Source organism: Streptomyces sp. WAC05374 (genome assembly GCF_004353505.1).
In the GTDB taxonomy this organism is placed as follows: domain Bacteria; phylum Actinomycetota; class Actinomycetes; order Streptomycetales; family Streptomycetaceae; genus Streptomyces.
The window spans coordinates 484,495-509,752 of the sequence record NZ_SMNQ01000003.1 but is presented as its reverse complement, the minus strand read 5'-3'; the positions used below and the strand labels follow the sequence as shown (position 1 = coordinate 509,752).

The following is a 25,258-nucleotide window of genomic DNA, read 5'->3' as shown; positions in this document are numbered from 1 at the left end:
AAAGATCGCGGAGCGCCGTTCCACGCGACGGGCACCGCCTCCGCGCCCCTTGCCGGTCCGCTCAGTACGCGCCCGGTGCCAGCGCCGCCCACCGGACCGTCACCTCGCCCTGCCGCCACCGGCGTCGGGCGTCCACCAGCGGCCAGTCGGCCGCCAGGTCCCGCGCCGTCCTGATCCACCGCTGCCGGGCGCCCAGCGAGGCGTACGGGGCCGCCGCCGCCCACGCGCGGTCGAAGTCCCGCAGGAAGGCGTGCACCGGCTCACCCGGCACGTTCCGGTGGATCAGCGCCTTCGGCAGGCGCTCCGCCAGGTCGGAGGGGCGCTCCAGCGACCCGAGCCGCGTCGCGAAGGTCACCGTGCGCGGGCCCTCCGGGCCCAGGGCCACCCACACGTGCCGGCGCCCGATCTCGTCGCACGTCCCCTCCACCAGCAGCCCGCCCGGCGCGAGCCGTGCGCACAGCCGCGCCCACACCGCCGCGACCTCGTCCTCGTCGTACTGCCGCAGCACGTTCGCCGCCCGGATCAGCGCCGGGGAGCCGTCCACCGGGACCTCGAAGCCGCCGTGCACGAAGGTCAGGCCGTCCCGGGCGTACGGCAGGGCCGCCGCCACCCGGTCCGGTTCGATCTCGACGCCCACCACCCGGGTGCGGGGATCGGCGTCGGCGCGCAGCCGGTGCAGCAGTTCCACGGCGGTCCAGGGAGCCGCCCCGTACCCCAGGTCGACGGCGACCGGCGCCGTGCGGGCGCGGCGGAGCTGCGCGCCGTGGACGGCGGCGATCCAGCGGTCCATGCGGCGCAGGCGGTTGGGGTTGGTGGTCCCGCGGGTCGGTGTGCCGACGGGGCGGGTCCCGGTCGGGCGGGTGGTGCGCGGGGCCATGGGGACGAGGGTAAGCGGTCCGCGGGCCGCACCCGTACGTGTCATGAACCCGCCCCAACGCGCGTCCGGGTCCCCCCCGCGCGTCACGCGCCCGGCCCCGTGCGCGTCCGGGGCCCCCGCGCGTCAGCGCCCGCCCCGCAGCGCGTCCGGGTCCCCCCCCCGCGCGTCACGCGCCCGCCCCGTGCGCGTCCGGGTCCGCCTCTTACGCGGTCACGCGCCCGGCCCCGTGCGCGTAATGAATTGGCAAAGCGGAAATGCGCAGGGCCGGCCCGCTGTTGTCGCTGACAGGAGGGCCGTACGCACTGGCGCGCGCGTGTCCTCCGCTTGCCATGCCCGCACAGCGGAAGGACGCCGACGTGAGCCAGTACGTGTCCCGGTTCGCCGGCAGTCTGGCGACGCCGCACCGGCTCGGCCCGCCGCACCGCCTCCGCCTGCCCGGGCGGGCCCGTGTGCCGCGCCGGGTCGCCATGCTCAGCGTCCACACCTCGCCGCTGCACCAGCCGGGCACGGGCGACGCGGGCGGCATGAACGTCTACATCGTCGAGCTGGCCAAGCGCCTCGCCGCGATCAACATCGAGGTCGAGATCTTCACGCGGGCCACGGCCGGGGGGCTGCCCCCGGCGGTGGAACTGGCGCCGGGCGTCCTCGTCCGGCACGTGGACGCCGGACCCTACGAGGGGCTCGCCAAGGAGGAGCTGCCCGCCCAGCTCTGCGCCTTCACGCACGGCGTCATGCGGGCCTGGGCGGGGCACCGGCCCGGCCACTACGACCTGGTCCACTCGCACTACTGGCTCTCCGGCCACGTCGGCTGGCTCGCCGCCGAGCGGTGGGGCGTGCCGCTGGTGCACGCCATGCACACCATGGCCAAGGTCAAGAACGCGGCGCTCGCGGAGGGCGACACCCCCGAGCCGGCCGCGCGGGTGATCGGCGAGACCCAGATCGTGCGCGCGGCCGACCGGCTGATCGCCAACACCGCCGAGGAGGCGGACGAGCTGGTCCGCTTCTACGAGGCCGAGCCGTCGAAGGTCGCGGTCGTGCACCCGGGCGTGAACCTCGACCGGTTCCGGCCGGCGGACGGGCGGGCCGCCGCCCGCGCCCGGCTCGGGCTGCCCGCCGACGCGTTCATCCCCGTCTTCGCGGGGCGCATACAGCCCCTGAAGGCCCCCGACATCCTGCTGCGCGCCGCCGCCCTGCTGCTGGAGCGGGACCCCTCGCTGCGGTCCCGGATGCTCGTGCCCGTCGTCGGCGGGCCCAGCGGCAGCGGCCTCGCCAAGCCGGAGGGGCTCCAGAAGCTCGCCGCGAAGCTGGGCATCGCGGACGTGGTGCGCTTCCACCCGCCGGTGCGCCAGGACGCGCTCGCCGACTGGTTCCGGGCGGCGTCGGTGCTGGTCATGCCCTCGTACAGCGAGTCGTTCGGGCTGGTCGCCATCGAGGCGCAGGCGGCGGGCACCCCGGTCGTCGCCGCGTCGGTGGGCGGGCTGCCGGTCGCGGTGCGGGACGGCTCGACCGGCTTCCTGGTGGATGGGCACGATCCGGCGGACTACGCGGACGCGCTGCGCCGGTTCGTCGCCGACCCGTCGCTGACCGCCCGCCTGGGCGCGGCGGCGGCGCGGCACGCCGAGTCGTTCGGCTGGGACACGGCGGCGTCGGGGACGGCGGACGTGTACACCGCGGCGATGCACGAACATCGCCGTGCCGTACGCTCGCGTCATGGCTGACGCCCGGAAGATCATCGAGTCCGCGCTGACCGACGCCGAGCTGACCTGGGAGTCCCCGGAGCCCGGCTCGTACGTCGTCACCCTCCCCGGTACGCGCAAGCTGTCCACCACGCTGTCGCTGCGCCTGGGCCGCCACTCGCTGTCGCTGAACGCGTTCGTGATCCGGCACCCCGACGAGAACCAGGCGGGGGTCCACCGCTGGCTGCTGGAGCGGAACCTGCGGCTGTACGGGGTGGCGTACGCGGTCGACAGCCTCGGCGACATCTACCTGACCGGCAAGCTGCCGCTGTCGGCGGTCACCCCGGAGGAGCTGGACCGGGTGCTCGGCTCGGTCCTGGAGGCGGCGGACGGGGCGTTCAACACGCTGCTGGAGCTGGGGTTCGCCACGGCGATCCGCAAGGAGTACGCCTGGCGCGTCGCACGTGGGGAGTCCACGCGCAACCTGGACGCGTTCAGCCACCTGACCCGCCCGGAGAAGTAACCACCCCGGCCGCCGCCGGGAGTTCGGCCAGATCGACGTCCCGGACTTCGCCGGCCCGCTCCACACACGGCTGGGGGCGTACGGCACCCCCGTGTCCGTACGCCCCCAGAATCTGTACGAGGCCCAGCGCGCCCTCGTCAGGCGGTGACCGCCTCCCGGTCCGGCGCCGGCGCGGCGGCCCCGGTCGCCTCCCGCTCCTCCGGCAGGGTCCGCATCAGCAGCCAGTAGCCGAGCCCGGCCACCGTCCCGAGGACCGCGCACGCGCCCCACAGCCACTCCGCGCCGAACCGGTCGATCACCCAGCCGGACATCAGCGGGGCGATCAGCGCGGCGGCCGACCACGACATGGTGTACACGCCCTGGTAGCGGCCCCGCCCGTGGACCGGCGAGAGCCGCACCACCAGGCCCGTCTGGGTCGGGGCGTTGACGATCTCGGCGAGCGTCCAGACGCAGACGGTCAGCGCGTAGACGGCGACCGACCCGGCGAAGGCGGTGAGCCCGAAGCCGTACCCGGCCAGCAGCGACGAGAGGATCAGCAGCCGGCGCGGGTCACGGTGCTCGATGTACCGGGTGACCGGGAGCTGGAGTGCCACGATCAGCACGCCGTTCACCGCCATCGCCAGCCCGAAGTCGGCCGCGCTGAACCCGTCCGCGCCCATGGCGACCGGCAGGCCCACGTACCCCTGCTGGAAGATCAGCGAGATGAGGAACGACAGCCCCACCACACCCATGAACCGCCCGTCGCGCAGGACCGTCCCCATCCCGACCTCCGGCTCCACGGCCTTCCCGGGAGCGGACGGGGCCTGGGAGGGCCGCGACTCGGGCAGCTTGGCGTAGATCAGGACCGCGCAGGTCAGGGTCAGCACCGCCTCGCCGAGGAATCCCGCGAGGTAGCTGTACTCGGCGATGAACCCGGCGCCCGCGGCGGAGATGGCGAAGCCGAGGTTGATCGCCCAGTAGTTGAGCGAGAACGCCCGCATGCGGTCCTCGGGCCGGACGATGTCCGCCATCATCGCCTGCACGGCGGGCCGCGAGGCGTTGGACGCGGCGCCGACGAGGAAGGCGACGGCCGCGATGGCGGCCGGGTGCTGCATGAAGCCGAGGACGGCGACCGAGACGGCCGTCGACACCTGGGCGATCAGCAGCGTGGGGCGGCGGCCGAGCCGGTCGGTCATCACCCCGCCGGCGACCGACGATATGACGCCGCCCAGCCCGTGCAGGGAGGCGACGAGCCCCGCGTACGAGGCCGAATAGCCGCGGTCCAGGGTCAGGTACAGGGCCATGAAGGTCGCGACGAAGGCGCCGAGCCGGTTGATCAGGGTGCTGGCCCACAGCCACCAGAACGCCCGGGGAAGCCCCGAGACGCTCTCCCTCGCCGCCCGTTTGAGCGTGGTGATGGACATGCGTGACCCCCCGTAAGCGGCTGACCCGGTGATCGAAAATTACGGGCTGCCGAGGCGGGGGGCCACTGAATTGACGGGAGCCGTCAAGTGTCATCGGCGTCCATTAATCTCGTACGCATGGCCGACGCACCGTACAAGCTGATCCTCCTCCGCCACGGCGAGAGCGAATGGAACGCGAAGAACCTGTTCACCGGCTGGGTGGACGTCAACCTCACCGAGAAGGGCGAGAAGGAGGCCGTCCGCGGCGGTGAGCTCCTCAAGGACGCCGGTCTGCTGCCCGACGTGCTGCACACCTCGCTCCAGAAGCGCGCCATCCGCACCGCGCAGCTCGCCCTGGAGGCCGCCGACCGCCACTGGATCCCGGTCCACCGTTCCTGGCGCCTGAACGAGCGGCACTACGGCGCGCTCCAGGGCAAGGACAAGGCGCAGACGCTCGCCGAGTTCGGTGAGGAGCAGTTCATGCTGTGGCGCCGCTCCTACGACACCCCGCCGCCGGTCCTCGCCGACGACAACGAGTTCTCCCAGGCGGGCGACGCCCGGTACGCCACGATCCCGCCGGAGCTGCGCCCGCGCACCGAGTGCCTCAAGGACGTCGTCGTCCGCATGCTGCCGTACTGGTACGACGGCATCGTCCCCGACCTCCTGGCCGGCCGCACGGTCCTGGTCGCCGCCCACGGCAACAGCCTGCGCGCCCTGGTCAAGCACCTGGACGGCATCTCCGACGCCGACATCGCGGGCCTGAACATCCCGACGGGCATCCCGCTGGTCTACGAGCTGGACGCCGACTTCAAGCCGGTCAAGCCGGGCGGCACCTACCTGGACCCCGAGGCGGCCAAGGCGGCCATCGAGGCGGTCAAGAACCAGGGCAAGAAGTAGCCCGGGGCCGACTTCCCCTGTGATCGGGCTCCCTCACCCGCCCGGCCCGGGCGGGGCGAGGGAGCCGTTCGCGTCCGGGCCGTGGCACGGGCCGAGCCCCCTGGCGCGGCGGGCGCCGCCGGGGGCTCGTTCTCCTTTGCGACTTGGCGATTCGCGATTTCGCGACTTATGGCGGGTCGCACCGGTCAGTTGTGGCCGGGCGGTGCGTGGCCCGACGGGTTGCGGTTCTCGCTCTCCTGCACCAGGCCGCCGCCCTTGCAGGACGGCTGCTGGCCGCCGGGCTCCTGGCCGCCACGGTTCTCACAGGAGATGTCCACCTGCTGGATCTTCGCCTCGGCGATGCTCGCGCCGCCGAGCCCAAGGGCGAACGACGCCGCGACCGTGGCGATCGCCGCGCCCACGCGCTTTCTGGTCGAGGTCATATGACGCTCAGCCTCCTCGTTCCGTCTTCATGTGGGACGGACGATGCGGCGTCCGACGCTCACGCTTCCCCGGCCCCGCGGCCCTGTCAACAGCTCCCCATCGGTAACTACAAAATGGGCATTTCTCATGAACCGGGCGGTAGCGGCGCCGGGGTGGCCGCGGAGCGCCGAAGGGCCCCGTCCAGGACATGGACGGGGCCCTTGTGCGAACGCCCGGCGGGTCAGCCGCAGCAGCCGCCGCACTGACACGGCGCGCCCGACTGGCACCCGCAGCCGCAGCCCGAGCCGCAGCCGCAGGCGCCCAGCACGGGCAGGCGGAGCACTTCGACGGGTACTTCCTGCTCGCGGTCGGTCATGGGCGTATCTGCCATGGGTCCCTCCTCGAAGGCGTACGTTCCAAGGCGTACGTCGCCTCTCCCATTGCATGCCCAGCCGACAGGGCGCATCAACGGCGCACAGATGTGCGGGCGCCCGGCCCCGAGCGGGTCACGCGCCCTCGACCGGGGCCTCCGCCTGCTGGAGCTCGTCGGCGTGCTCGCCCGTGACCAGGTACACCACGCGCTTGGCCACCGACACCGCGTGGTCGGCGAAACGCTCGTAGTAGCGGCCCAGCAGGGTCACGTCGACGGCCGTCTCGATGCCGTGCTTCCAGCGGTCGTCCATCAGGTGCTGGAACAGCGTCCGGTGCAGGCGGTCCATCTCGTCGTCGTCGTGTTCGAGCTGGAGCGCCAGGTCGACGTCCTTGGTGATGATGACCTCCGCCGCCTTCGCCATCAGGCGCTGCGCGAGCTGGCCCATCTCCAGGATCGTGGCGTGCAGGTCGCGCGGCACCGCCGTGTCCGGGAAGCGCAGCCGCGCCAGCTTGGCGACGTGCTGGGCCAGGTCGCCGGAACGCTCCAGGTCGGCGCTCATCCGCAGCGAGGTCACCACGATCCGCAGATCCGTCGCGACCGGCTGCTGCCGCGCCAGCAGGGCTATCGCCCGGGCCTCCAGCTCGTGCTGGAGGTCGTCGACCTTCTGGTCGCCCGCGATCACGGCCTCCGCCAGCTTCAGATCCGCGTCGAGCATCGCGGTCGTGGCGCGCCCGACCGCCGACCCGACCAGCCTGGCCATCTCGACCAGACTTTCGCCGATCGAGTCCAGTTCCTCGTGGTACGCGTCCCGCATGGATGTCCCTCTCTCAGTGCGAACCTCAGGGGTCCGGGTGGGCTCGGCCCCCTACGCTCCCACGGTCCGAGTCCAAAAAGTCCGGGGCCTCCCTCACAAGTGAACCGTCACTTTCCCCTCGGTGAACTCTGGGCGACGACTGTTCGAGCACGGCCCCCGATGGCTGGGAGAGTGTCCGAGCACCCGCATAACCTGGATGCATGGACGTGAACGCGGCGGTCGCCGCCTTGGCCGCGATCGCCGGAGCGTGCACCGGTGTCATCGCCATGCTGGCGTTCCGCTGGAGCGAGCGCGACCAGGCCAGACCCACCCGGACCTCCCTCCACACGGACGCGGTACTGCCGCCCGGCGTGGACACGGTCCTGTCGGTCCTGCGCTCCTCGGCCGTGGTCCTCGACGAGAGCGACTCGGTCGTCAAGGCCAGCTCGGCGGCGTACGCGCTCGGACTCGTCCGCGGCGGGAAGCTCGCCGTCGAACCCATGCTCCACATGGCCCGCGACACCCGCCGCGACGGCGAGATACGGCAGGTCGAGCTGGACCTGCCCCGGCGCGGCACCGGCCGCGGCGAGGCCCTCGCCGTCTCCGCCCGGGTCGCCCCCCTCGGCTCCCGCCTGGTGCTGCTGCTGGTCGAGGACCTCACCGAGGCCCGCCGGATAGAGGCGGTACGCCGCGACTTCGTCGCCAACGTCAGCCATGAGCTCAAGACCCCGGTCGGTGCCCTGTCGCTGCTCTCCGAGGCGGTCATGGACGCCTCCGACGACCCCGAGGCGGTCATGCGCTTCGCCGGGCGCATGCAGATAGAGGCCACCCGGCTCACCAACCTCGTCCAGGAGCTCATCGACCTCTCCCGGGTGCAGAACGACGACCCGCTGGACGACGCCGAGCCCGTCCGGGTCGACGAGCTCGTCGCCGAGGCCGTCGACCGCTCCCGGCACACCGCCTCCACCAAGCAGATCACCATGGCCGCCGGCGGCACCGCCGACCTGCATGTGTGGGGCCACCGCGGCCAGCTCGCCGCCGCCCTCGGCAACCTCGTCGAGAACGCCGTGAACTACTCCCCGGCCCACACCCGCGTCGGCATCGCCGCCCGCCGCGTCACCGCGCCCGGTGGCGACCTCATAGAGATCGCGGTCACCGACCAGGGCATAGGCATCCCCGACAAGGACAAGGAGCGCATCTTCGAGCGCTTCTACCGCGTCGACCCCGCCCGCTCCCGCGCCACCGGCGGCACGGGGCTCGGCCTGGCCATCGTCAAGCACGTGGCCGCCTCCCACGGCGGAGAGGTCACCGTCTGGAGCACCGAGGGCCAGGGCTCCACCTTCACCCTCCGGCTTCCCGAGGCCGGCGCCGCACGGGGCCGCTCTTCCCGGGCCCACCACGACCACACCACCATCGAACCGCTCACAGCCCCGGAGGTCCTTCCGTGACCCGAGTGCTCGTCGTCGAGGACGAGGAATCCTTCAGCGACGCCCTGTCCTACATGCTCCGCAAGGAAGGCTTCGAGGTCGCCGTGGCGACCACCGGGCCCGAGGGGCTGGATGAGTTCGAGCGCAACGGCGCCGACCTCGTCCTGCTGGACCTCATGCTGCCCGGCCTGCCCGGCACCGAGGTCTGCCGCCAGCTCCGCGGCCGGTCGAACGTCCCGGTCATCATGGTGACCGCCAAGGACAGTGAGATCGACAAGGTCGTCGGGCTGGAGATAGGAGCGGACGACTACGTCACGAAGCCCTTCTCGTCCCGCGAGCTGGTCGCGCGCATCCGCGCGGTGCTGCGCCGCCGCGGAGAGCCGGAGGAGGTCACCCCGGCCGCCCTGGAGGCCGGGCCGGTCCGGATGGACGTGGACCGTCACGTGGTGACCGTGGCGGGCGGCAAGGTCGACCTGCCGCTGAAGGAGTTCGACCTGCTGGAGATGCTGCTGCGCAACGCGGGCCGGGTGCTGACCCGGATGCAGCTCATCGACCGGGTGTGGGGCGCGGACTACGTCGGCGACACCAAGACCCTCGACGTCCACGTCAAGCGCCTGCGCGCCAAGATCGAGCCCGACCCCGGCGCTCCCCGGTACCTGGTCACGGTCCGTGGGCTGGGCTACAAGTTCGAGCCGTAGGCCGCGGCGCGGACCGCGGCGGTCGCAGCGAAGGGGCGCCCCACGCAGTGCGGGGCGCCCCTTCGCATACGCGTGTGTCAGTGACCCGCGTCGTGCGAGGCCGAGGCGGAGTCGGAGGGGGACGCCGAGGCGTCGCCGCCGCCCGCCGGAGCGGCGGGGGAGTCGGCCGGGGAGGCCGTGGCGCTGTTGGTCGGCTCGCCCGACGGCGGCGCGGGCGGGAGCGACGTCGGGGTCTGCTCGCCCGGCTTCTGCGGGACCTCCTCGGGGCCGTAGCCCGCGAAGTAGCTGGTCGCCGGGACGACGAACGCCTTCATCCGCACGTCGCCGGTCTCGCTGAGCTTGAAGACGACTTCCTGGGCGCTGCCGTCCTTCGCGGCCTCGCGACCCTTGTCGATCACCGCGGAGGCGTTGCCCTTGCCGCCGAGGAGGACCGAGCCGCCCGCCGGGACGGTGATCGGGCCGGAGCCGCCGGCGGCGGTGAGCTTGACCGGGGCGTCGGAGCCGGGCAGCTCGATGGCCTCCAGCGTCTCCGCCTTGGCGCCGTTGTTGAAGAGCATCGCCGAGACGACGGCGGGGCCCTCCGCGTCGGGCTTCGGCTGCGTGACCACCACGGCGTTCTGGATCTTGATGTTGCCGACGGCGGTGGCGGCGTTGTCCGGCTTGACGCCGAGCGTCTGCGCGTCGTTGCCCGCACCGCAGGCGGAGAGCGAGGCGATCGAGAACACGATGGCGGTGGCGGCGAGGGCGCCGCGTCGAAGGCTGCGGCTCACGGCGGCGGCAACTCCTAGGACGTACGGACGGAGGGACGGGCACGGTGGGTGGTACTGGCTGTTCCGGCCTCCCCCGGGGGGCCCGGGGATCAGTCGGCGCGCTCAGGTTACCGACCCCGCAACCCCGCCCCGCACCCGACCCGCCCCACGGGCGGTGTCGGGGTCCCGGCACCCCGGGCGTACGCCGAGCGATCCCGGCGCTTCGTTCCGTGTTCACATAACCGCTCTTGATCAATTCCGGGACGGTCCCGCATTCCGCCGGAAAAGCCCTGCTCGATGAAGCTCCGTGATCACCGAGCGACCCGCACTCGGTCAATTTCGACAATGGTCCGGGGCGGCCGTCCGTACGAGTGAGCGGCCGCCGAACGGAGTACGGGAAGTTCACCTGCTGGAACCCGACAAACCGGGACGATCAGCCTCTTCGAACCACCCGGAGACGGGTGTGACGTACCGGTTTCAGGCCGCCCGCGCAGCCGCTCCGACCTGCGAATACCCCCTTCCGGAACCCCTCCGCAGCACGTTCGTGTCGCTGTTGTCAAGCCCCGAGATATGCCCTGACCTGCGAAAACGCCATTCAGAAGAAGCTGTATCCGTGTTACCCTGGATAGCCACGGAAGGGGTACCTGTCACATGACGTTCAAGGTTGGCGACACCGTGGTCTATCCCCATCACGGGGCCGCGCTGATCGAGGCCATCGAAACTCGCCAGATCAAAGGCGTGGACAAGACCTACTTGGTGCTCAAGGTCGCCCAGGGCGACTTGACGGTTCGTGTGCCAGCGGACAATGCGGAGTTCGTCGGCGTGCGCGATGTGGTCGGTCAGGACGGGCTGGACCGGGTCTTCGAGGTGCTGCGCGCACCGTACGCCGAGGAGCCGACGAACTGGTCGCGTCGCTACAAGGCAAATCTCGAGAAGCTCGCCTCCGGCGACGTCATCAAGGTCGCCGAAGTGGTGCGCGACCTGTGGCGCCGCGAGCGCGAGCGTGGACTGTCCGCCGGTGAGAAGCGCATGCTCGCCAAGGCGCGGCAGATCCTGGTGAGCGAGCTCGCCCTCGCGGAGAACACCAACGAGGACAAGGCCGAGGCCCTGCTGGACGAGGTCCTCGCGTCCTGACGTGTCGCACGACGCGTCTCACACAGAGCGCGTAGCTGATGTGAAGCGATGCCGCGGTGCCCGCTGACATGCTGTGACAGACAGCTTCGTCGCCGGGCGCTGCGGCATGTCCGGCTCCAGTACGCATACGCTGCGCCCGGGGAGCCGGCGCAGTTCGCTCAACCAGTGGTCACGGAAGGGTCCGGTCAAGGCGTACGCCCGCCCCGCTGAGGCCATACCCATGTCGGCCGAGTCAACAAACCTGCCGGAGTGCAATCCGATGTCTGACGCAGCAGCCCCTGCCCGCACCGCCGCGGTGATCCCCGCGGCCGGCCGGGGTGTACGGCTCGGCCCGGGCGCCCCCAAGGCGCTCCGCGCGCTGAACGGCACGCCCATCCTCATCCACGCGGTCCGCGCCATGGCGGCCTCCCGCGCGGTCTCCCTGGTCGTGGTCGTCGCCCCGCCCGACGGCGCCGGCGAGGTCAAGAACCTCCTCGACGCCCACGCCCTGCCCGAGAGGACCGACTACCTCGTCGTCCCGGGCGGCGAGACCCGCCAGGAATCCGTCCGCCTCGGCCTGGAGGCGCTGCCCGACGGCATCACCACCGTCCTCGTCCACGACGCGGCCCGCCCGCTCGTTCCCGTCGACACCGTCGACGCGGTCATCGAGGCCGTCCGCGACGGCGCCGTCGCCGTCGTCCCGGCCGTACCGCTCGCCGACACCGTCAAGCAGGTCGAGCCGCGCGAGAAGGGCGAGCCCGAGCCGGTCGTCACCACGCCCGACCGCGCCACCCTGCGCGCCGTGCAGACCCCCCAGGGCTTCGCCCGCGACACCCTGGTCCGCGCCCACGCCACCGTCACCGACAACGTCACCGACGACGCGAGCATGGTCGAGCAGCTCGGCGAGCCGGTCGTGGTCGTGCCCGGCCACGAGGAGGCGTTCAAGGTGACCCGCCCGCTCGACCTCGTGCTCGCCGAGGCCGTCCTCGCCCGCAGGAGGGCCAACGATGGCTTCTGACCTGCCGAGCGTCGGCATCGGCACCGACGTCCACGCCTTCGAGAAGGGCCGCGAGCTGTGGTGCGCGGGCCTGTTGTGGGAAGGCCCCGACAGCGACGGGTACGGGCTCGCCGGCCACTCCGACGGTGACGTCGCCGCCCACGCCGCCTGCGACGCGCTGTTCTCCGCCGCCGGCGTCGGCGACCTCGGCGCCCACTTCGGGACCTCCCGCCCCGAGTGGTCCGGCGCCTCCGGGGTGACCCTGCTCGCCGAGGCCGCCCGGATCGTGCGCGCCGAGGGCTTCGAGATCGGCAACATCGCCGTCCAGGTCATCGGCGTACGCCCGAAGATCGGCAAGCGGCGCGAGGAGGCGCAGAAGGCCCTGTCGGCGGCGGCCGGCGCGCCCGTGTCCGTCTCCGGCACGACGACCGACGGCCTCGGGCTGACCGGCCGCGCCGAAGGCCTCGCCGCCATCGCCACCGCCCTGCTCGTCCGTCACGGCTGAGACACCGGTTCTTCCGTACGGGCACGGGGCACTGGTACCGGCCCACTACCCTGGAGTGGTGACTATTCGTCTGTACGACACCAGCGCCCGGCAGATCCGCGACTTCACCCCGATCACGCCGGGCTGTGTCTCGATCTACCTGTGTGGCGCCACCGTGCAGGCGGCCCCCCACATCGGGCACATCCGGTCGGGGCTGAACTTCGACATCATGCGCCGCTGGTTCGCGTACCGCGGTTACGACGTCACGTTCGTGCGCAACGTCACGGACATCGACGACAAGATCATCGCCAAGTCCGCCGACCAGGGCCGCCCCTGGTGGTCGATCGGCTACGAGAACGAGCGCGCGTTCAACGACGGGTACCAGGCCCTCGGCTGCCTCCCGCCCACCTACGAGCCCCGCGCCACCGGCCACGTGCCCGAGATGATCGAGATGATGCGCGGCCTCATCGAGCGCGGCCACGCCTACGTCGCCGACGGCAGCGTCTACTTCGACGTCCGCTCCTTCCCCGCGTACCTGGCGCTGTCCAACCAGGACATCGACGACCTCCGCCAGCCCGACGAGGGCGTCGCGGGCAAGCGTGACCCCCGCGACTTCGCCATGTGGAAGGCGACCAAGCCCGGCGAGCCCGACTGGGAGACGCCGTGGGGCCGCGGCCGCCCCGGCTGGCACCTGGAGTGCTCCGCCATGGCGCACAAGTACCTGGGCTCCGCCTTCGACATCCACGGCGGCGGGATCGACCTGATCTTCCCGCACCACGAGAACGAGATCGCCCAGGCCAAGGCGTACGGCGACGAGTTCGCCCGCTACTGGGTGCACAACGCCTGGGTCACCATGAGCGGCGAGAAGATGTCCAAGTCGCTCGGCAACTCGGTCCTCGTCTCCGAGATGGTCAAGCAGTGGCGCCCCATCGTGCTGCGCTACTACCTCGGCACCCCGCACTACCGGTCGATGATCGAGTACAGCGAGGAGGCCCTGCGCGAGGCCGAGTCGGCCTTCGCCCGCATCGAGGGGTTCATCCAGCGGGTCGTCGAGAAGGCGGGCGCCGTCGAGCCCGCCGCCGAGGTGCCGCCGGCCTTCGCCGACGCCATGGACGACGACATGGGCGTCCCGCAGGCGCTGGCGATCATCCACACCACCGTCCGGCAGGGCAACAGCGCGCTCGCCGCCGACGACAAGGAAGCCGCCGTCGCGCGCCTCGCCGAGGTCCGCGCCATGCTCGGCGTCCTCGGCCTGGACCCGCTCGACCCGCACTGGGCGGGCGAGACCGACCGCGGCGAGGACCTCCACGGCGTCGTCGACAGCCTCGTCCGCATGGTCCTCGACCAGCGGGAGGCGGCGCGGTCGCGCAAGGACTGGGCGACCGCGGACGCGATCCGCGACCAGCTCGGCCAGTCCGGGCTCGCCATCGAGGACGGCCCCGAAGGGCCGAGGTGGACGCTCGGCGCGCGCTGAGCACCACGCTGGCACACTTCATATACACGTACGTACGACACGCATCGACAGAGCAGGTAAGTCATGGCCGGGAACAGCCAGCGCAGGAACCGCCGCACGTCCAACAAGAAGGGCGCGACGGTCGGCAGCGGTGGCCAGCGGCGCCGGGGCCTGGAGGGCAAGGGCCCCACGCCGCCCGCGTCCGCCCGCAAGGGCCATGTGAAGAACCGCGTCGCCAACGCCAAGGCCAAGCAGGCGCAGCGCCGCCAGGTCGCCCGGCGCGGCGGCAAGGGCTCCTCCGAGATGGTCGTCGGCCGCAACCCCGTCTTCGAGGCGCTGCGCGACGGCGTCCCGGCGTCGACGCTGTACGTCCAGCAGTTCATCGACAACGACGAGCGGGTCCGCGACGCGCTCAAGCTCGCGGCCGACCGCGGCGGCATCAACCTCATGGAGGCCCCGCGCGCCGAGCTCGACCGCATGACGAACGGCCTCAACCACCAGGGCCTCGTCCTCCAGGTCCCGCCCTACGAGTACGCCCACCCCGAGGACCTCGCGGCCGCCGCCTTCGACGACGGCGAGGACCCGCTGATCGTCGCCCTCGACGGCGTCACCGACCCGCGCAACCTCGGCGCCGTCGTCCGCTCCGTCTCCGCCTTCGGCGGCCACGGCGTCGTCGTGCCCGAGCGCCGCGCGGCCGGGATGACCGCCGGCGCCTGGAAGACCGCCGCGGGCACCGCCGCCCGCACCCCGGTCGCCCGCGCCACCAACCTCACCCGCGCCTTGGAGGCGTACCAGAAGGCCGGCATCACGGTCGTCGGCCTCGCTGCCGACGGCGACATGGAGGTCGGCGAGCTGGAGGCCCTCGGCGGGCCGGTCGTCATCGTCGTCGGCAGCGAGGGCAAGGGCCTGTCCCGCCTCGTCGGCGAGACCTGCGACCACCTGGTGCGCATCCCCATGCCGGGCGGCGCCGAGTCGCTCAACGCCGGCGTCGCCGCCGGTGTGGTGCTGTACGAGGCGGCCCGCCGCCGCGCCTGACCGCACGCGCTCCCCGGGACCCGTCATGATCTTGACGGGTCTCGGACATTTCCCACCCGTCAAGGCAGTGTCCTAAACCCACGTCACTCGGTTAGATGAGTGTGGACACCAGAACGCCCCGGCCCGGTTTCGACGATCAGCCTGCGCTGAGCATGGTCAAGGTGGATTGCGATCCCGCGCAGGTCATCGTGAACCACGCCAGTTTCCGTGTGCAGCTCGCCCCGGTGAACAAGCCCCGGCCGGACACCACCCGCGTGCCCGCCATGAGCGGCGCCGGCGGCACGGCCCGGCGGCGCGCCCCCGTCGTGTGGAGCGGGAAGTCCTCGCCCGGCGACCCCGGCGCGACCGGGCTGCTCCAGGCCGTGCGCGAATCGACCGCCGTCGGCACGCTCGACGCCGGCGCCACCCAGGTCATCCCCCGCGTCGACCTCTCCGACGACACCATGCCGACCCCCGTCGTGGGCGCCCAGCGCGGCCCCGACGCACCACCCCTCCTGCCGCCCATGCGCCGCGCCGTCGGCGCCTACGACGAGCAGCCCGGCGGATACGCCGACACCTACCGGGGCGACCCCGACGACACCCGCGCCGACGACCACGGCGACCGCGAGGCGGCCGGCGCGTACACCGGCCCCGCCCACCGGCACGCGTACTACCCCGGCCGCCGCATGAACCTCGGCGTCGTCCTGCTCCCGCTGCGCGTGTTCCTCGGCTTCATCTCCATCTACGCCGGCATGGGCAAGCTCTGCGACCCCGTCTACTTCGACGGCGGCGAACGCGGCTCCATGGTCAAGTGGCTCACCTCCCTGCACCCCTGGCCGCTCGCCGAGCCGCTGCGCGACTTCGCCCTCGCCCACCCCGTGGGCGCCGGCCTGACCGTCGCCTTCGCCCAGGTCGTCGTGGGCGTCCTCACCGTCCTGGGCCTGTGGCAGCGGGTCGCCGCCGTCTTCGGCGCGATGCTGTCCGCCGCGCTGATCCTGACCGTGAGCTGGAAGACCGTTCCCGTCTACGACGCGCCCGACATCATCTACCTCGCCGCCTGGTCGCCGCTGATCATCGCGGGCGCGCCCGTCTACTCCATCGACGGCCGCCTCGCCGGCGAGGCCTGGCGCACCCTCGGGCCCCGCTCGGCCCTGTGGGACCTGCGCCGCCGGGTGCTGCGCCGCGGCGTCGTCGTGGCCACCGTCGTGGTCGGCCTGACCCTGCTCATCGGCTCGCTCCTCGGCGGCGCCGTACGGTCCACGGAGATGGTCACCGTCCCCGGCCCCAACGACGACCCGACCAACCACCTGCCCGGCCGGCCGCTCCCCGAGGAGCCGGGCGAGCAGTCCCCGTCGGCCGGCGAGACCTCCAGCAGCCCCGAGCCCTCGGTGTCCGCGTCGGCCGGACCGACGGCCGAGGAACAGGCCTCCTCCCCGGCCGAGACGGCCGGCACCGGCGAGGAGGAGCGGATCGAGGAGGAGCGGCCCACGGCCTCCCAGGGCACCGGGCAGCAGCCCCCGGAGCAGTCCGAGCCCGTTCCCCCGCCGTCCTCCAGCGCCGGCCCGACCTCCACGGGCGGCAGCGGCAGCGGTGGTGGCACCGGCGGCGGGGACGGCGGCGACGACAGCGGCTCGGGCGGTTCCGGCGGCAACGACGGCGGCTCGTCCACCGGCGGCAACCGCAACCCGATCGGCGGCCTGCTCGGCTGACGGACGGCCCGGACGGCGTGAGGGGCGGTCACCGTGTCCACGGTGACCGCCCCTCCGTCATGCCCGCCTCGGCCGCTCAGGAGCGCGCCAGCTCCTTCGCCGCCTCCTGGAGGTCCTTCGCGGTGTCGATGGCCCTCCAGTACGCCCCGTGGGGCAGCGGGAAGCCCGCCAGACGCCGCGCACGGGCGAGCCGGGGGAAGGTGGTGCGCTCGTGGTCCCCGACGTCCGGGAGGAGGCGGGTGAACTCCGGGGAGAAGACGTACACGCCGGCGTTGATCAGGTACGGCGACGGCGGTGACTCGACGAAGTCGGTGATGTGCCCGAAGGTGTCCGTCTCGACGGCCCCCCAGGGGATACGGGGACGGGCCAGGGCGAGTGTCGCGGTGGCGTCGCGCTCGGCGTGGAAGGCGGCCATCTCGCGCAGCGAGAAACGGGTCCAGATGTCACCGTTCGTGGCGTACCACGGCTCGTCGGGGAGCGGCAGTCGCGCGGCCGCGTACTTCAGGCCGCCGCCGCGGCCCAGGGGCTCGGGCTCCACAACGGTGGTCACCCGCAGGGGCAGTTCGGCGGTCTCCAGCCACTGCTGGAGCACTTCGGCGAGGTGGCCGCAGGAGACGACGGCGTCGGTCACGCCCTCGGCGGCCAGCCAGGAAAGCTGATGGCCGATGATCGGGGTCCCGGTTCCCGGGATCTCGACCATCGGCTTGGGGCGGTCGTCGGTGTACGGGCGCAGTCGTGAACCCTGGCCGCCCGCCAGGACCACGGCCTGCGTCGGAGAGGTGTGCATACCGCGCACGATAGGCCCACCTCGGTGCTGGTGATACGCCTCAGCTCTCGTGGGCGACGCCGGTGGCGTAGGACGTGTCGCACACGGGGCGGGAGTACGTCTGGGCCTTCACGGGGCCGTAGTGCTGGACGGCGGCGCGGCCGAGCGCGCGGGCGATGGACATGCAGTGCCTGGCGAGCGACGGGCGCTCCTCCACGGCACGCTGGAGGTGCGTGAGGGCGACGCCCGGGTCCTTCTCCTGAAGTTCCGCCAGGAGCTTGTCGCGGAGAATATCCTGAGGGGCACGGGGCTTGGCCCGTACCGAGACGTTCTCCGAGGACGCGGTGAGCATCTGGGTCTGGGAGCTGCTGCCCGCCCACGGGACGCTGGTGACCGCGAGAGTTCCGGAGAGCACCAGGACGACGGGCAGGACGAGGGCGAGAGAGCGGCCGATTCGGCGTGCGGTGTGGGTCACGGACGTGAGCGTAGCGGCCAGTGATGATTTGGAGACATTTAGTCACCCCCACGGGGGATGGTTCGATGCTCCTTTTCGAATCAGGTGTTGACGAACAGGGTCCGAATTGACCCGTGTGCCGGGGTATTTGTCGACATCCCGGCGCCCCACGCGGGACGGCCCCGCACCGAAGTACGGGGCCGCGTACGCGTCTTGCCGAGGTCAGTCGCTGAGGCGCTCACCGGTCGAGGTCGAGAACACGTGGATCTCGTCCGGACGCGGCACGACGTGCAGCACGGAGCCCTTCTCCGGGATGGAGCGGCCGCCCACGCGGACCACCAGGTCCTTGTCCTCGCCGCCGACCCGGGCGGAGCCGTAGACGTACCCGTCGGCGCCCAGCTCCTCGACGACGTTGACCGACACGGCCACGCCCTGGTCGCTCTCGGCACCCGCGACGTCGAAGTGCTCGGGGCGGACGCCCACCGTCACGGTCCGGTCGCCCTTGTCGGCCGCGGCGGACAGCGCCTCGCGCGACACCGGCACGACGCTGTTGCCGAACTTGACGCCACCGTCGGTGATCGGGACCTCGACCAGGTTCATGGCGGGGGAGCCGATGAAGCCGGCGACGAAGAGGTTGGCCGGGCGGTCGTACATGTTGCGCGGCGTGTCCACCTGCTGGAGCAGGCCGTCCTTGAGGACCGCGACCCGGTCGCCCATGGTGAGGGCCTCGACCTGGTCGTGCGTGACGTACACGGTGGTGATGCCGAGCCGCCGCTGGAGGCTGGCGATCTGCGTACGGGTGGAGACGCGGAGCTTGGCGTCGAGGTTCGACAGCGGCTCGTCCATGAGGAACACCTGCGGCTCGCGCACGATGGCACGGCCCATCGCCACACGCTGCCGCTGACCGCCGGAGAGCGCCTTCGGCTTGCGGTCCAGGTACTCGGTCAGGTCGAGGATCTTCGCGGCCTCCTCGACCTTCTTGCGGATCTCCGCCTTGTTCACGCCGGCGATCTTGAGCGCGAAGCCCATGTTGTCGGCGACGGTCATGTGCGGGTACAGCGCGTAGTTCTGGAACACCATGGCGATGTCCCGGTCCTTCGGCGGCAGGTGCGTGACGTCACGGTCACCGATCCGGATGGCACCGCCGTTGACGTCCTCCAGGCCGGCGAGCATGCGCAGGGAGGTCGACTTGCCACAGCCGGACGGGCCGACGAGGACGAGGAACTCGCCGTCCGCGATCTCGATCTCGAGCTGGTCGACGGCGGGCTTGGTACCACCCGGGTAGATCCGGGTCGCCTTGTCAAAGGTGACAGAAGCCATGGTGATGCAGTCCCTTCACCGGCAGGAACGTGCCGGACGATCCGAGTAGAGGGAGAGATGGTCTGGTCCACGCGAGTGAACCTGGGGTGACGCTACCTGGCGAAATGGGGTCTGTCAGTAGATGGCGGGCGACGAAATTCTCGACCGGAGGCAGGTGGTGTCCGGTTACACTCGTGCGCAGTGCCTCCTTAGCTCAGTTGGCCAGAGCACCGCTCTTGTAAAGCGGGGGTCGTCGGTTCGAACCCGACAGGGGGCTCCAGCGCAAGGCCCCGGACAGTGGATGTCCGGGGCCTTTTGTGTGGGTCAGTGGCGGCCGGAGATGCGGTCGGCGAGGGTGGCGATGGGGTCCGTGGTGGGGGTGTGGGTGGACGCCTCGCGGTGGTCTGCGGTGCGGTAGGCGGCGTAGAGGGTGTGGACGCCGAGCCAGCGGAGGGGTTCGGGTTCCCAGCGGCGGACCTTGTGGCCGACCCAGGGAAGGGTGGTCAGGTCGGTGGGGCCGGACTGGCCCGAGTCCTGCTGGATCAGGTCGCGGAGGGTGCGGGCGGCGAGGTTGGCGGTGGCGACGCCGGAGCCGACGTAGCCGCCGGCCCAGCCGAGGCCGGTGGAGCGGTCGAGGGTGACGGTGGCGCACCAGTCGCGGGGGACGCCGAGGACGCCGGACCAGGCGTGGGCGATGGGCACTCCGGCGAGCCGGGGGAAGAAGCGGACGAGGATCTCGCGGAGGGCGTCGATGGTGGCCGCCTGGGTGCGGCCGTCGTTGTCGGTGCGCGAGCCGTAGCGGTAGGGGATGCCGCGGCCGCCGAGGGCGATGCGGTCGTCGGCGGTGCGCTGGGCGTACATGTAGGCGTGGGCCATGTCGCCGAGGGTCTCGCGGCCGGCCCAGCCGATCTCGTCCCAGATCTCGGGCGGGAGCGGTTCGGTGGCGATCATGGAGGAGTTCATGGGGAGCCAGGTGCGCTTGTGGCCCTTGATGGTCGGGGTGAACCCCTCGGTGCAGCGGAGGACGTAGGGGGCGCGGACCGTGCCGTACGGGGTGATGGCGTGCTTCGGCTTGATCTCGGTGACGGGTGTCGCTTCGTGGATGGTGACCCCGAGGGCCTCCACGGCGGCGGCCAGGCCGGTGACGAGTTTGACCGGGTGGATGCGGGCGCCGTGCGGGGTCCAGCTCGAGCCGACGGCGCCGGTGACGCGGACACGGTCGGCGGTCTCGCGGGCGCCGTACAGTTCGCGGTCCCGTTCGCCGAAGGCGACCTCGACGGAGTGGAACGCCTTGAGCCGGGCCAATTGGGCGGGCGTGTAAGCGACTTCGAGGACGCCGCCCTGGTGGATGTCGGCGTCGATGTTCTCGTCGGCCGCGGTCCTGACGACCTCGGTGACGGTGTCGTTCATCGCCTGCTGGAGGCGTACGGCGGCCTCGTGGCCGTGTGCCCTGGCGTAGCGGTCGCGGCCGGCGATGCCGTTGTAGAGCCAGCCGCCGTTGCGGCCGGAGGCGCCGTAGCCGCAGAACTTGCCCTCCAGGACGACGATGTTGAGGAAGGGGACGGCCTTCTTCAGGTAGTACGCGGTCCACAGGCCGGTATAGCCGCCGCCGACGACGCACACGTCGGCCGTGGTGTCGCCGGGGAGGGGCTCCCGGGGAGGGGGTGTGCCCTCCTGCGCGTACCAGAACGATATGCCGCCGTTGACGGTGCTCATGTGGTTCCTTGGGTCCAACGCCAGTGGGTGGGTGTGGACGTTAGCGGATGGGGTGTGGAGTGATCGAGGTCCCCGCGGAGCTGGTGCGGGTGCAGAGCGAGGCCAACGGGGAGGAGGGCCGGGCGTTCGTGGCGGGGCTGCCCGGGCGGGCGGAGCGTTTCCTGCGGGAGTGGGGGCTGCGCCGGACGGGGCCGGTGATGCACGGGTGGTCGTCGCTGGTGCTCCCGGTGGTGGCGGAGGACGGTACGCGGGCGGCGCTGAAGCTGGGGTTCTTGGACGAGGAGAGCGCGGGGGAGGGTGCCGCGCTGCGGGCGTGGGACGACGCCGGGGCGGTGCGGCTGCTGCGGGAGGACGCCGGGACGGGGACGCTGCTGCTGGAGTGGCTGGATCACCGGCGGTCGCTGGAGGACGTGGCGGACGCGCGGGAGGCGACGCGGGTCCTGGCGGAGCTGCTGGCGCGGCTGGTGGCCGTGGCGGCACCGGCCGGGATGCGGACCCTGGGCGGCATCGCGGCACGGATGCTCGACGACGTGCCGGCCGCCGTCCGGGAGCTGGAGAGGGAGGAGGACCGGCGGCTGCTGCGGGACTGCGCGGCGGCGGTGCGGGAGGTGGTGGGGGAGCCGGGGGACCGGCTGCTCCACTGGGACCTGCACTTCGGCAACGTCCTGGCGGCGGGGCGGGAGCCGTGGCTGGCGATCGACCCGAAGCCGCTGGCGGGGGACCCGGGCTTCGAGCTGCTGCCGTCGCTGTGCAACCGGTTCGACGCGGCGGAGGTGCGGTGGCGGTTCGACCTGCTGACGGAGGTGCTGGGGCTGGACCGGGAGCGGGCGCGGGCGTGGACGCTGGGGCGGGTGCTCCAGGACTGCCTGTGGGAGGTGGAGGACGGGGAGAGTGTGCTGGAGGGCGAGCGGGTGAGGGTGGGGCGGATGCTGCTGGGGCGGTAGTGCCCCGGGGGTACGGCGGGTCGTGTCGGGCCCCGCGGTCCGGGCGTGACCGGCAGGTCCTGGGCCGCGGGCATGCATACGAGTCGCTGGCGCGCGGCCGCGGGACGAGTGGACGGTGTACCGGCTGACCGGCGGGGCGCTCGCCGAGCTGGGCTCCTGATCACCCGGGGGCGCAGGTGACGGTGGGGCCGGTGAGCATTCCGCCGGTGCTCTCCTGGCCCTTGGGCGTCCAGTAGCCGAGCTTGGACACGATGGTGGAGCAGGCGGCCTTGAGGGTCGCGCGGACGGTGACCGTGGTGGGCCGGCCGGGCTGGAGGTCGGTGAGGGCGCAGTCCAGTGCGTACATGCCGCGGGTGGTGGAGGGATAGCGGCCGGGGAGCGGGTTGACGCACCGGGTGTCGGCTGAGGTGAGCGTGATGCCGGTGGACTCCTCGCCGATGAGGCCGAGGCGGGCGCTGCCGTCGCCGTGGTCGGCGACGCGGGCGACGGTGTAGGTGAGTGTGGTGCTGGCGCCGGGTTTCAGGGTGCTGTGGTGCGGGGTGACGTCGACGCGGTGGCTGGGGGCCGGCCGTGGTTCGGTGAGGGTGAGGGTGGCGCGCACCTCGCCGTGGAGGTCGGTGCCGGGCGGGTCGGAGCGTACGTGGACGGTGGCGCCGATGTCGTACGTGCCGGGGCCGGGGTAGTCGGCGCGGCCGGCGAGGGTCCCGGTGGCGGTGGGGCCGGTGGCGGGGTCGCCGTGGCGGTGGGCGGTCCAGGTGCCGGAGGTGCGGCAGGCGGGGCGGCCCCCGGTGGTGGCCCGGCGGCAGGTGGCGGCGGCCGTCACGGTCATGGTGGCGCCGGTGTGGGTGGCGCACAGGGCGATGTCGGCGTACTGGCCGTGCGGGCCGCGCAGGGTGCCGCCGGGGGCGCAGTGGGTGATGGGGCCGGTGGCCGGTGGGGCGGCCGGTGCGGCGGCGGGCGGGGTGCCGGGTGGGGTGTCGGGTGGGGTGTCGGGTGGGGTGGCGTGGGCCGTGGTGACGGTCCACAGCAGGAGCAGCGACAGGGCGCTCAGTGCGTACAGGGCGGTGGGGGGTTTGTCGGCGCGTGGCCGTGCGGGCATCATCCTTCGCCTCCAGTGGGGTGGGCCCGTGGGGTTTGGATGGTGCGGGAGCGGGGTGCCGCCCGGTCCCGCTCCACGCCGGGGACTGCGCCGGTTCCGTTACGCGGGTTCACCCGGCGGGGTCATGGGACCAGGACCACCTTGCCCATGGTGGCCCGGGTCTCCAGGGCGTGGTGGGCGGTTGCGGCCTCGGCGAGCGGGAAGCGCTGGACGGCGGGGCGGAGGCGGCCGGCGGCGGCTTCGGCGAGGGCGCGCAGCTCCAGGGTGCGGATGTCTCCGCCGGCCTTCTCCAGCATCACGGGGCCGAGTACGGAGCGGGAGGTGATGGCCCGTTCGGTGAGTTCCTCGTCGGTGAAGGTGAGGGGTTCGCCGTCGTGCGGACCCCGGCCGGCCCAGCCGTACACCAGGTGGTGTCCGCCCTTGCCGAGGAGGTCGACGGCGGCCCGGCCGGTGGCGCCGCCGACGGAGTCGAAGACCACGGTGGCCGCGGCGTCCCCGAGGTGGGCGCGGACGTGGTCCGCCCAGTCGGGGCGGGTGTAGTCGACGGCGAGGTCGGCGCCGTTGGCCCGGACGCGGGCCACCTTCTCGGGGCCGCCGGCGAGGCCGACGACGGTGGCGCCGGCGTTCTTGGCGTACTGGACGAGGAGCGTGCCGATGCCGCCGGCCGCCGCGGTGACCAGGACGGCGTCGGCCGTGCCGAGTTCGGCGAACTGGACGATGCCCATGGTGGTGCGGCCGGTGCCGATCATGGCGACGGCCTCGGCGTCGTCGAGCGTGGGCGGGATCTCGTGGAGCCGGGCGGCGTCGGTGACGGCCAGTTCGGCGTAGCCCCCGGGGACCATGCCGAGGTGGGCGACGACGCGCTTGCCGAGCCAGTGGGGGTCGGTGCCCTCGCCGAGCGCGTCCACCGTGCCGGCGACTTCGCGGCCGGGGACGGTGGGCAGTTCGGTGGGGGCGGGGAACGGGCCGGGCGCGCCCTGGCGCAGTGCGGTGTCCAGGAGGTGTACACCGGCCGCCGTGACGGCGATGCGGACCTGGCCGGGGGCGGGGGTGGGGTCGGGGACCTCCTCGTGGATGAGGTTCTCGGCGGGGCCGAAGGCGTGGAGGCGGATGGCACGCATGGGGGGCTCTCCTCTGCTCGGGGCTGGTGAGGAGAGCCTTCAGCCTCAAGCATGCTTGAGGTCAAGCGGTGTGTCCGTGCCCCGCCGGGGCCGGTTCGCCACGTTCTTCAGGTTCTGCAGGGCCAGGGAGGCCGCGCCGATGGCGCTGGTGAAGGACACCTCGGACAGCACGCCGGGCGCCGCCACCTGATCGCCCGCCAGGTAGACGCCGTCGCCCCGGTCGACGGCGGGGCGGTCGCGCCAGGTCGTGCCGGGCAGGTCGACCGCTCCCGTACGGCCGTTGGCGAGGGCCTCGCGGCGCCACAGGGTGCGGTCGCGCCAGCCCGGGAAGCCCTGGTCGAGCAGCCGTTCCGCGTGGGCGACGCCGTCCGCCTTGGACTGGTGCGGGGCGATCGGGAACTGCCCCTGGAGCAGGGACTGGCCGGCCGGGGCGAGCGACGGGTCCTGGGCGGTGAACCGTTCCAGCCAGCCCGGGGCGTCCAGGTCGGAGATGATGAACGGGTCGCCCCGGCGGGTGCGGAGCGCGAGGTCGACCAGGACGGTGCGGCCGCTGGGCCAGGTGAGGCCCGGGTCGTCCAGCAGGCGGCGGGCGGCCTCGAGGGAGGTGGCGACGATGACGGGACCGTCGCGGTCGGGCAGGGCGTCCACGCGGGCGGAGGTCTCGACGCGTACGCCCAGGTTCCGGGCGTGGGCGGCCATCCGCTCGATGACCTGGCCCCAGCCGCCGAGCGGGTAGTGGGCCTCGGGCGGCAGGCTGGTGGCCCGGCGGAGCCGCTCCTGCACGAACCGGGCGGACAGCGAGCCGGGGTCGTGGTGGAACAGTGCCACGCTCGCGTAGTTCGTGGCGGCGCGGGAGGTGGACCAGTTGGCGAAGTCGCCGTCCACCGGGGCGTCCTGCGCCCTGCGGCGCGCCTGCCGGAGCAGGCTCAGGGGCGGGGTGCGGCGCAGTTCGCCGTCCAGATGGAAGCGGAAGCGGGCGGCTTCCAGCGGCGGGACGGCGGCCATGGGGCCGAGCAGGCCGCGCTGCCGGAGCCATGCCCAGTGCGGGCCGCGGTGGTAGAGGGCGTGGGGGCCTTCGTTGGTGCGGTACGGGCCCTCGGCGGTGCGGGCCCGTCCGCCGAGGGTGCGGTGGGCCTCGTGGAGGGTGACCCCGGCCCCGGCTTCGGCGGCGGTGATGGCGGCGGTGAGGCCGGCGAAGCCGCCGCCGATGACGGTGATGCGGTCGCTCATGGCGTTCTCTCCCTGGAGTGCGTGTGTGGTGCTCTGCCAGGGGGACGGACGGGGGTGCCCGA

The 25,258-nt window shown here is 72.7% G+C and carries 25 protein-coding genes, 1 tRNA gene and 1 pseudogene; 14 read left to right on the top strand and 13 right to left on the bottom strand.

Going from position 1 to position 25,258, the window contains the following annotated elements:
• Nucleotides 1-61 precede the first annotated feature (61 nt).
• Nucleotides 62-877, bottom strand: a complete 816-nt coding sequence (locus E2B92_RS09995; protein WP_133087473.1) for a class I SAM-dependent methyltransferase — start codon at nt 875-877, stop codon at nt 62-64.
• 356 nt (nt 878-1,233) lie between these two features.
• Here E2B92_RS09995 and mshA point away from each other — a divergent pair, with 356 nt between their 5' ends.
• Together mshA and E2B92_RS09985 are read left to right on the top strand one after the other, a co-directional pair.
• Nucleotides 1,234-2,595: a D-inositol-3-phosphate glycosyltransferase gene (mshA, locus tag E2B92_RS09990; protein WP_126884739.1), complete on the top strand. Its 1,362-nt coding sequence runs from the start codon at nt 1,234-1,236 to the stop codon at nt 2,593-2,595.
• Nucleotides 2,588-3,076 (top strand): YbjN domain-containing protein, encoded by a 489-nt coding sequence (locus E2B92_RS09985; protein ID WP_126884738.1) that lies wholly within the window; start codon nt 2,588-2,590, stop codon nt 3,074-3,076. The genes mshA and E2B92_RS09985 overlap by 8 nt, the downstream gene beginning before the upstream one ends.
• 137 nt (nt 3,077-3,213) lie before the next feature.
• Here E2B92_RS09985 and E2B92_RS09980 read toward each other — a convergent pair whose 3' ends face one another.
• Complete coding sequence (locus tag E2B92_RS09980) at nt 3,214-4,479, bottom strand: MDR family MFS transporter (protein ID WP_126884737.1); 1,266 nt, start codon at nt 4,477-4,479, stop codon at nt 3,214-3,216.
• A gap of 117 nt (nt 4,480-4,596) precedes the next feature.
• On the opposite strand from E2B92_RS09980, the gene E2B92_RS09975 reads away from it, so the two are divergent.
• On the top strand, nt 4,597-5,355 hold the full coding sequence (locus E2B92_RS09975) for a phosphoglyceromutase (protein WP_126884736.1): 759 nt from the start codon (nt 4,597-4,599) through the stop codon (nt 5,353-5,355).
• 185 nt (nt 5,356-5,540) lie between these two features.
• Here E2B92_RS09975 and E2B92_RS09970 read toward each other — a convergent pair whose 3' ends face one another.
• From E2B92_RS09970 to phoU, 3 genes are all read right to left on the bottom strand, one after another.
• Nucleotides 5,541-5,777 carry a hypothetical protein gene (locus E2B92_RS09970; protein WP_126884735.1) on the bottom strand — a complete coding sequence of 79 codons (237 nt, stop codon included), beginning with the start codon at nt 5,775-5,777 and terminating at the stop codon, nt 5,541-5,543.
• A 221-nt stretch (nt 5,778-5,998) separates the two neighbouring features.
• Entirely contained in the window at nt 5,999-6,148 is a 150-nt protein-coding gene (locus tag E2B92_RS32935) for a hypothetical protein (protein ID WP_185923559.1), read from the bottom strand.
• 115 nt (nt 6,149-6,263) lie between these two features.
• The gene (gene phoU, locus E2B92_RS09965) at nt 6,264-6,944 is read right to left on the bottom strand and encodes a phosphate signaling complex protein PhoU (protein WP_126884734.1); all 681 of its coding nucleotides are present in this window, start codon (nt 6,942-6,944) and stop codon (nt 6,264-6,266) included.
• Nucleotides 6,945-7,144: 200 nt separating this feature from the next.
• Between phoU and E2B92_RS09960 the strand changes: the two genes are divergently transcribed.
• Nucleotides 7,145-8,371, top strand: coding sequence for a sensor histidine kinase (locus E2B92_RS09960; RefSeq protein ID WP_126884733.1), 1,227 nt, complete (start codon nt 7,145-7,147; stop codon nt 8,369-8,371).
• On the top strand, nt 8,368-9,048 hold the full coding sequence (locus E2B92_RS09955) for a response regulator transcription factor (protein ID WP_126884732.1): 681 nt from the start codon (nt 8,368-8,370) through the stop codon (nt 9,046-9,048). The genes E2B92_RS09960 and E2B92_RS09955 overlap by 4 nt, the downstream gene beginning before the upstream one ends.
• 77 nt (nt 9,049-9,125) lie before the next feature.
• Here E2B92_RS09955 and E2B92_RS09950 read toward each other — a convergent pair whose 3' ends face one another.
• Complete coding sequence (locus tag E2B92_RS09950) at nt 9,126-9,818, bottom strand: DUF461 domain-containing protein (RefSeq protein WP_126884731.1); 693 nt, start codon at nt 9,816-9,818, stop codon at nt 9,126-9,128.
• 630 nt (nt 9,819-10,448) lie between these two features.
• Between E2B92_RS09950 and E2B92_RS09940 the strand changes: the two genes are divergently transcribed.
• The 6 genes from E2B92_RS09940 to E2B92_RS09915 all read left to right on the top strand — a co-directional run bounded on the left by E2B92_RS09940 (nt 10,449) and on the right by E2B92_RS09915 (nt 16,567).
• Nucleotides 10,449-10,931 (top strand): CarD family transcriptional regulator, encoded by a 483-nt coding sequence (locus tag E2B92_RS09940; RefSeq protein ID WP_003953493.1) that lies wholly within the window; start codon nt 10,449-10,451, stop codon nt 10,929-10,931.
• 259 nt (nt 10,932-11,190) lie between these two features.
• Entirely contained in the window at nt 11,191-11,928 is a 738-nt protein-coding gene (ispD, locus tag E2B92_RS09935; protein ID WP_126884730.1) for a 2-C-methyl-D-erythritol 4-phosphate cytidylyltransferase, read from the top strand.
• A complete protein-coding gene (gene ispF / locus E2B92_RS09930) occupies nt 11,918-12,412 on the top strand; it encodes a 2-C-methyl-D-erythritol 2,4-cyclodiphosphate synthase (protein ID WP_126884729.1) in 495 nt (164 codons plus the stop codon). The genes ispD and ispF overlap by 11 nt, the downstream gene beginning before the upstream one ends.
• Nucleotides 12,413-12,470: 58 nt before the next feature.
• Nucleotides 12,471-13,865: a cysteine--tRNA ligase gene (cysS, locus tag E2B92_RS09925; protein WP_126884728.1), complete on the top strand. Its 1,395-nt coding sequence runs from the start codon at nt 12,471-12,473 to the stop codon at nt 13,863-13,865.
• A 63-nt stretch (nt 13,866-13,928) separates the two neighbouring features.
• Nucleotides 13,929-14,879, top strand: a complete 951-nt coding sequence (gene rlmB, locus E2B92_RS09920; protein WP_126884727.1) for a 23S rRNA (guanosine(2251)-2'-O)-methyltransferase RlmB — start codon at nt 13,929-13,931, stop codon at nt 14,877-14,879.
• Nucleotides 14,880-14,974: 95 nt separating this feature from the next.
• Complete coding sequence (locus E2B92_RS09915) at nt 14,975-16,567, top strand: DoxX family protein (RefSeq protein ID WP_126884726.1); 1,593 nt, start codon at nt 14,975-14,977, stop codon at nt 16,565-16,567.
• Nucleotides 16,568-16,643: 76 nt separating this feature from the next.
• Here the strand turns inward: E2B92_RS09915 and E2B92_RS09910 are convergent, their stop codons facing one another.
• The 3 genes from E2B92_RS09910 to E2B92_RS09900 form a co-directional block, all read right to left on the bottom strand.
• Nucleotides 16,644-17,354 (bottom strand): nucleotidyltransferase family protein, encoded by a 711-nt coding sequence (locus E2B92_RS09910; protein ID WP_126884725.1) that lies wholly within the window; start codon nt 17,352-17,354, stop codon nt 16,644-16,646.
• A 40-nt stretch (nt 17,355-17,394) separates the two neighbouring features.
• Nucleotides 17,395-17,808 carry a hypothetical protein gene (locus tag E2B92_RS09905; RefSeq protein WP_126884724.1) on the bottom strand — a complete coding sequence of 138 codons (414 nt, stop codon included), beginning with the start codon at nt 17,806-17,808 and terminating at the stop codon, nt 17,395-17,397.
• A 201-nt stretch (nt 17,809-18,009) separates the two neighbouring features.
• Nucleotides 18,010-19,107 (bottom strand): ABC transporter ATP-binding protein, encoded by a 1,098-nt coding sequence (locus tag E2B92_RS09900; protein WP_126884723.1) that lies wholly within the window; start codon nt 19,105-19,107, stop codon nt 18,010-18,012.
• 182 nt (nt 19,108-19,289) lie between these two features.
• Between E2B92_RS09900 and E2B92_RS09895 the strand changes: the two genes are divergently transcribed.
• Nucleotides 19,290-19,366, top strand: a tRNA-Thr gene (locus E2B92_RS09895).
• A 44-nt stretch (nt 19,367-19,410) separates the two neighbouring features.
• Here E2B92_RS09895 and E2B92_RS09890 read toward each other — a convergent pair.
• A complete protein-coding gene (locus E2B92_RS09890) occupies nt 19,411-20,802 on the bottom strand; it encodes an NAD(P)/FAD-dependent oxidoreductase (protein WP_133087472.1) in 1,392 nt (463 codons plus the stop codon).
• Between the two features lie 59 nt (nt 20,803-20,861).
• On the opposite strand from E2B92_RS09890, the gene E2B92_RS09885 reads away from it, so the two are divergent.
• Both E2B92_RS09885 and E2B92_RS34090 read left to right on the top strand, forming a co-directional pair.
• Nucleotides 20,862-21,746, top strand: a complete 885-nt coding sequence (locus tag E2B92_RS09885) for an aminoglycoside phosphotransferase family protein (protein WP_235023749.1) — start codon at nt 20,862-20,864, stop codon at nt 21,744-21,746.
• 88 nt (nt 21,747-21,834) lie between these two features.
• Nucleotides 21,835-21,906 (top strand): annotated as a pseudogene (locus E2B92_RS34090) (GNAT family N-acetyltransferase); the annotation flags it as partial.
• On the opposite strand, the gene E2B92_RS09875 reads toward E2B92_RS34090, so the two are convergent.
• From E2B92_RS09875 to E2B92_RS09865, 3 genes are all read right to left on the bottom strand, one after another.
• Entirely contained in the window at nt 21,907-22,848 is a 942-nt protein-coding gene (locus E2B92_RS09875; protein WP_235023748.1) for a hypothetical protein, read from the bottom strand.
• 119 nt (nt 22,849-22,967) lie between these two features.
• A complete protein-coding gene (locus E2B92_RS09870) occupies nt 22,968-23,966 on the bottom strand; it encodes a zinc-binding dehydrogenase (RefSeq protein ID WP_133087470.1) in 999 nt (332 codons plus the stop codon).
• 45 nt (nt 23,967-24,011) lie between these two features.
• Complete coding sequence (locus E2B92_RS09865; protein WP_126889626.1) at nt 24,012-25,196, bottom strand: NAD(P)-binding protein; 1,185 nt, start codon at nt 25,194-25,196, stop codon at nt 24,012-24,014.
• Nucleotides 25,197-25,258 lie beyond the last annotated feature (62 nt).

What these genes read in the sequence shown, in the direction of transcription:
- E2B92_RS09995 (WP_133087473.1), bottom strand. Translation starts at nt 877, where the DNA reads ATGGCCCCGCGCACCACCCGCCCGACCGGGACCCGCCCCGTCGGCACA.
- E2B92_RS09970 (WP_126884735.1), bottom strand. Translation starts at nt 5,777, where the DNA reads ATGACCTCGACCAGAAAGCGCGTGGGCGCGGCGATCGCCACGGTCGCG.
- E2B92_RS09910 (WP_126884725.1), bottom strand. Translation starts at nt 17,354, where the DNA reads ATGCACACCTCTCCGACGCAGGCCGTGGTCCTGGCGGGCGGCCAGGGT.
- E2B92_RS09865 (WP_126889626.1), bottom strand. Translation starts at nt 25,196, where the DNA reads ATGAGCGACCGCATCACCGTCATCGGCGGCGGCTTCGCCGGCCTCACC.
- E2B92_RS09985 (WP_126884738.1), top strand. Translation starts at nt 2,588, where the DNA reads ATGGCTGACGCCCGGAAGATCATCGAGTCCGCGCTGACCGACGCCGAG.
- E2B92_RS09870 (WP_133087470.1), bottom strand. Translation starts at nt 23,966, where the DNA reads ATGCGTGCCATCCGCCTCCACGCCTTCGGCCCCGCCGAGAACCTCATC.
- E2B92_RS09940 (WP_003953493.1), top strand. Translation starts at nt 10,449, where the DNA reads ATGACGTTCAAGGTTGGCGACACCGTGGTCTATCCCCATCACGGGGCC.
- phoU (WP_126884734.1), bottom strand. Translation starts at nt 6,944, where the DNA reads ATGCGGGACGCGTACCACGAGGAACTGGACTCGATCGGCGAAAGTCTG.
- E2B92_RS09915 (WP_126884726.1), top strand. Translation starts at nt 14,975, where the DNA reads ATGAGTGTGGACACCAGAACGCCCCGGCCCGGTTTCGACGATCAGCCT.
- rlmB (WP_126884727.1), top strand. Translation starts at nt 13,929, where the DNA reads ATGGCCGGGAACAGCCAGCGCAGGAACCGCCGCACGTCCAACAAGAAG.
- E2B92_RS09875 (WP_235023748.1), bottom strand. Translation starts at nt 22,848, where the DNA reads ATGATGCCCGCACGGCCACGCGCCGACAAACCCCCCACCGCCCTGTAC.
- ispD (WP_126884730.1), top strand. Translation starts at nt 11,191, where the DNA reads ATGTCTGACGCAGCAGCCCCTGCCCGCACCGCCGCGGTGATCCCCGCG.
- ispF (WP_126884729.1), top strand. Translation starts at nt 11,918, where the DNA reads ATGGCTTCTGACCTGCCGAGCGTCGGCATCGGCACCGACGTCCACGCC.
- E2B92_RS09975 (WP_126884736.1), top strand. Translation starts at nt 4,597, where the DNA reads ATGGCCGACGCACCGTACAAGCTGATCCTCCTCCGCCACGGCGAGAGC.
- E2B92_RS09900 (WP_126884723.1), bottom strand. Translation starts at nt 19,107, where the DNA reads ATGGCTTCTGTCACCTTTGACAAGGCGACCCGGATCTACCCGGGTGGT.
- E2B92_RS09960 (WP_126884733.1), top strand. Translation starts at nt 7,145, where the DNA reads ATGGACGTGAACGCGGCGGTCGCCGCCTTGGCCGCGATCGCCGGAGCG.
- E2B92_RS32935 (WP_185923559.1), bottom strand. Translation starts at nt 6,148, where the DNA reads ATGGCAGATACGCCCATGACCGACCGCGAGCAGGAAGTACCCGTCGAA.
- E2B92_RS09890 (WP_133087472.1), bottom strand. Translation starts at nt 20,802, where the DNA reads ATGAGCACCGTCAACGGCGGCATATCGTTCTGGTACGCGCAGGAGGGC.
- E2B92_RS09980 (WP_126884737.1), bottom strand. Translation starts at nt 4,479, where the DNA reads ATGTCCATCACCACGCTCAAACGGGCGGCGAGGGAGAGCGTCTCGGGG.